This is a genomic window from Rothia sp. HMSC065C03 (assembly GCF_001837295.1).
Taxonomy (GTDB): Bacteria; Actinomycetota; Actinomycetes; order Actinomycetales; family Micrococcaceae; genus Rothia.
This window is the reverse complement of the sequence record NZ_KV831982.1, coordinates 1-204: the sequence shown is the minus strand read 5'-3', so window position 1 is coordinate 204 and position 204 is coordinate 1. Positions and strand designations below refer to the sequence as shown.

Genomic DNA, 204 nt, shown 5'->3' with positions numbered 1-204 from the left:
TTCAAAAATAAACCGGCGATGACCTACTCTCCCACACCCACAAAAGTGCAGTACCATCGGCGCGAAGAGTCTTAGCTTCTGGGTTCGGAATGGAACCAGGCGTTTCCCTCTTGCTATAATCACCGGAAAGTGGAGGCGAGGGGACTCGAACCCCTAACCCTCTGCTTGCAAAGCAGATGCGCTACCAATTGCGCCACGCCCCCG

The 204-nt window shown here is 54.9% G+C and carries 1 tRNA gene and 1 rRNA gene; both read right to left on the bottom strand.

The annotated features are described in order from the left end of the window. Window positions 1-10: 10 nt before the first annotated feature. Window positions 11-127: ribosomal RNA gene (gene rrf / locus HMPREF2605_RS03190) — 5S ribosomal RNA — on the bottom strand. A gap of 3 nt (window positions 128-130) precedes the next feature. Then, a tRNA-Ala gene (locus tag HMPREF2605_RS03185) sits at window positions 131-203 on the bottom strand. Window position 204: the final 1 nt, after the last annotated feature.